4 protein-coding genes are annotated in these 4,106 nt (G+C 45.5%); 3 read left to right on the top strand and 1 reads right to left on the bottom strand.

The genetic code is table 11. The annotated features are described in order from the left end of the window. Nucleotides 1-1,410: 5-methyltetrahydropteroyltriglutamate--homocysteine S-methyltransferase (gene metE, locus VIP81_RS11180; RefSeq protein ID WP_331959967.1), on the bottom strand; the 1,410-nt coding region annotated here is incomplete at its 3' end. Nucleotides 1,411-1,604: 194 nt separating this feature from the next. Here metE and pepT point away from each other — a divergent pair. From pepT to VIP81_RS11165, 3 genes are all read left to right on the top strand, one after another. Beyond that, nucleotides 1,605-2,852, top strand: a complete 1,248-nt coding sequence (gene pepT, locus VIP81_RS11175; protein ID WP_331959964.1) for a peptidase T — start codon at nt 1,605-1,607, stop codon at nt 2,850-2,852. Between the two features lie 85 nt (nt 2,853-2,937). Next, a complete protein-coding gene (locus VIP81_RS11170) occupies nt 2,938-3,654 on the top strand; it encodes a MotA/TolQ/ExbB proton channel family protein (RefSeq protein WP_331959961.1) in 717 nt (238 codons plus the stop codon). A gap of 11 nt (nt 3,655-3,665) precedes the next feature. Next, nucleotides 3,666-4,061, top strand: a complete 396-nt coding sequence (locus VIP81_RS11165) for an ExbD/TolR family protein (RefSeq protein ID WP_133810104.1) — start codon at nt 3,666-3,668, stop codon at nt 4,059-4,061. Nucleotides 4,062-4,106 lie beyond the last annotated feature (45 nt).

Here is a 4,106-nt window from a genome sequence, read left to right as displayed (position 1 = left end):
ATTGCGGATATCTGCGTTATATGTTTCCTGGGAAATAATGCCTTTTTTCAGGTCTGCGCGCAGCTGTCTTATTTCCGTGGTTTGCGGAAAAGAGCCGATAGTGGTGGTAGGAAACAACGGCAGCTGTAATACGGACTGCTGTAATACCTGCCGGTGTGGGAAGATGCTATGACGCTGGGTGTCGGCGGTAGTGATCTCTTTCAGCCTGTCTTTTACAGCCGGAATATGTATACGGCCGGACGTTTTGCGGCTGTTCATCGCTTCTTCATTGGCCGCCAGTAAGGTGTCATCACCGGCCGCAATTTGTTTCAGCGCTATTACTTCGGCGACTTTTTGTTTGGCAAAAGCCATCCATTGTTTTATTTCCGGGTTCAGTGCTGTTTCGTTTTCGAGGTCATACGGCACATGGAGCAATGAGCAGGAAGTTCCCAACAGGAGACGGTCTTCACCAATTTGTGCGATCGCTTTGTTGATAAGATCCAGTGACACGGCGTAATCATTTTTCCAGATATTGCGACCATCTACCACACCGAGCGACAGCAGTTTATCTTCCGGCAATGCTGCTAATACCGCATCCAGTTGTTCGGGCGCCCGCACCAGGTCGATATGCAGGGCTTGTACCGGCAGCTGCAAAGCCAGTGCTGTATTGTCTTCCAGTCCGCCGAAATAAGTAGTCAGTAATATTTTAGCAGCAGGCACTGCCTGTCTGATGGCGGCATAGGCGGTATGATAAAGCTCTCTGACAGCGGGTTCCAGGTCTGTTACCAGCGAGGGCTCATCGAGTTGTATCCATTCCGCGCCTGCCTGTTGCAATGCCGTGAGGAGCTGAATGTATACCGGCAACAATTTTTCCAGTAACTGCGTATAGCCAAGGCCGGTATCTTTTATTTTACCGCTTAAAATAAAGGTAACAGGTCCGATCAGTACGGGTTTGGTGGTAATACCCAGACTCAGTGCTTCTTTGAATTCCTGTACGCACTTGGGCTGATGCAGTGCATATTGTTGACTGGCTTCAAATTCAGGTACCAGGTAATGGTAATTGGTATCAAACCATTTGGTCATTTCCAGGGCGGTGATATCGAAGTTGTTTTTCTGGTAACCCCTTGTCATGGCGAAATACAGCTCCGGACAGTTGGGGTTGGCAAATGTTTGTCGCAATGCCTGGAAACGGGAAGGTATTACGCCCAGTGTTACGCACATATCCAATACCTGGTCGTAATAGGAGAAGTCGTTGGATGGTATCAGGTCAATACCGGCTTCCTGCAGCAGGGTCCAGTTTTCTTTTCGTAGCTGCCTTGCCGTTAGTTCCAGTCTTTCCAGTGAAATTTTTCCGGCCCAATAGTTTTCGCAGGCTTTTTTCAGTTCCCGCTGGCTGCCTATTCTAGGGTAGCCTGGAATGTTGGTAAGCATATATAGGATGTATTTTATTCTGTACAAACCTATAATTATTGGTCATTTGTTCGATCATCTATATAAAATTTAGTTTTTTGTCTTAAAAAATATGTAAAAAATAGAATAAATTACTTTTTGACATATTGTGAGAGGTGGTAAAACAGAATAATCTACGGCAGGGGTGTATAGGTGATTTTCCTTAGGTTTGCAATATGTTTACAAATTACTCCTACACGGTTGACAAACGCTTCATGCGTTACGTGCAAATAGATACGCAATCAGATCCGATGAGCAGCAGTTTCCCTACAACGGAAAAGCAGAAGGATCTGTCCCGCCTGTTGGTAAAGGAATTGCAGGAAATGGGCATTACAGACGCAGAGCTGGACGAGCATGGCTATGTTTATGCTACCATCCCGGCCAACACCGATAAAAAAGTGCCGGTGATTTGTTTTTGTTCTCACGTAGATACTTCTTCAGACAGTAGTGGTACAGGGGTAAAGCCTATTGTGCATCATCAGTATGATGGTGGTGACATTGCTTTACCGGATGATGAAACGGTGGTGATCCTGGCCAAAGAGCATCCTTATCTGGCCAGCAAAAAAGGGGATGATATTATTACGGCCAGCGGAACAACCTTGCTGGGCGCGGATGATAAAGCTGGTGTAGCGGAGATTATGGATGCCGCCAATTACCTGATGACTCACCCGGAAGTAAAGCATGGTGCTGTCCGTATCCTGTTTACCCCGGATGAAGAAGTGGGTCGTGGTGTGGAAAAAGTGGATATGAAAAAGCTGGCCGCAGATTTTGGTTATACCATGGATGGCGGTGAATTGGGTTCTCTGGAAGATGAGAATTTTTCTGCTGATGGCGCCAAAATTACAGTATATGGCGTGAGTGCACACCCTGGTGCTGCGAAGGATAAGCTGATCAGCGCCATTAAAATAGCCGGTGAAATCGTAGATGCGTTACCGAAAGACAGCCTTTCTCCTGAAACGACCGATGACCGTGAAGGGTTTATTCACCCGGTTCGTATACAGGGTACAGTAGAAAAAACGGAAATAGATTTTATTATCCGCGATTTTGAAACCGATCACCTGGAAGCGCATGAAACTTACCTGCGCCGTATTATGGAAAAAGTGCTGGATAAATACCATGGTGCCAAAGCCACTTTGAAAGTAACGGAGCAATATCGTAATATGAAAGAAGTGCTGGTACATCATCCGGAAGTAACTGCCCATGCCGCAGAAGCTATACGCCGTGCGGGTGTGCAGCCGCTGAGAATGAGTATCCGCGGTGGTACAGATGGTTCCCGTCTTTCTTTTATGGGATTACCCTGCCCGAATATTTTTACCGGGGAGATGGCCTTACACAGTAAACATGAATATGTGAGCATACAGGATATGCGAAAAGCGGTGCAAACAATTGTATATCTGGCACAGGTTTGGGAGGAGAAGGCGTAAATTATGCGAAAAACATTCGCAAATATTTTCTTACTTTAACCGTTTATAGTAGTGATCTACTTATGCACCCGTTAAACTATAGTTCATGTTGTTAGGTTTTATTACATTATTACAGGATTCTTTATTACGTCCTAAGGCAGATACAGTGGCACAGGGTATCTCCGCTACCGCTGAGGCTACACCGCAGATCCACCTGATAGACATGCTGATGAAAGGCGGTGTCCTGATGATTCCATTAGGCATCCTGTCACTGGTAGCTGTATATGTATTTGTGGAAAGGGCTATCACCATTGCAAAAGCCGGGAAACTGCCTGATAACTTTATGCCAATGATCCGTGATCAGATCACGACAGGCAATATGCAGTCTGCGCGTTCACTGGCCAAGAATACCGCTGGTCCTATTGCACGTATGATTGAAAAGGGGATACAGCGTATAGGCAAGCCTATTGAGAATATTGAAAAATCCATGGAAAATGTGGGTAAGCTGGAAATCTACCGGATGGAAAAGAACCTGGTGATCCTGTCTATTATTGCAGGTATAGCACCAATGTTCGGGTTTCTGGGTACGATTGCGGGTATGATCCAAACCTTTTTCAACATCTCTATTACATCGGATATTACATTGGGCACCATTGCCGGTGGTATCTATGTTAAGATGATCACCTCTGCATCCGGGTTAATTATCGGTATTGTGGCCTTCATTGGCTACAGCTACCTGAATGCACAGATTGATAAGGTAGTAAACAAGATGGAAGGCGCATCCGCTGAATTCATCGATATTTTGCAGGAACCAACCCGCTAAAACAACGTGTCATGAATTTACGCAGGCGAAATAAGAGACAGGTGGAAATGCACAACTCTGCACTGAATGACATTTTGTTCATTCTGCTGTTGTTCTTCCTGATTGTTTCCACACTGGCTAATCCAAATGTTATTAAGCTGTTGTTGCCCAAAGCCAAGAGCAATACCAAATCCAAGCAAACGGTAGTAGTGAGTATTAATGAGAAACGTGAGTTTTTTGTGGGTACCAACAAAGTGCCGTTTGATCACCTGAAACAGGCGCTGGCTCCATCTATCGGTAATGAAAAGATAGAACCTACGATTGTTATCAATGCTGAAAAATCAGTTCCCGTAGAAGATGTGGTGAATGTGATGGAAGTGGCCAGGGAAATGGGGGCCAAGGTGGTATTGGCAACAGCGCATAAATAATGCGGAGGGGATCGCCTTCGGCGATTGTCTTTGTTCAGGATTATA

This window comes from Chitinophaga sp., from assembly GCF_036566945.1.
Lineage (GTDB): Bacteria > Bacteroidota > Bacteroidia > Chitinophagales > Chitinophagaceae > Chitinophaga.
The sequence above is the reverse complement of the archived record's forward strand: the minus strand, read 5'-3'. Positions and strand labels throughout refer to the sequence as shown.

What these genes read in the sequence shown, in the direction of transcription:
- pepT (WP_331959964.1), top strand. Translation starts at nt 1,605, where the DNA reads ATGTTTACAAATTACTCCTACACGGTTGACAAACGCTTCATGCGTTAC.
- VIP81_RS11170 (WP_331959961.1), top strand. Translation starts at nt 2,938, where the DNA reads ATGTTGTTAGGTTTTATTACATTATTACAGGATTCTTTATTACGTCCT.
- VIP81_RS11165 (WP_133810104.1), top strand. Translation starts at nt 3,666, where the DNA reads ATGAATTTACGCAGGCGAAATAAGAGACAGGTGGAAATGCACAACTCT.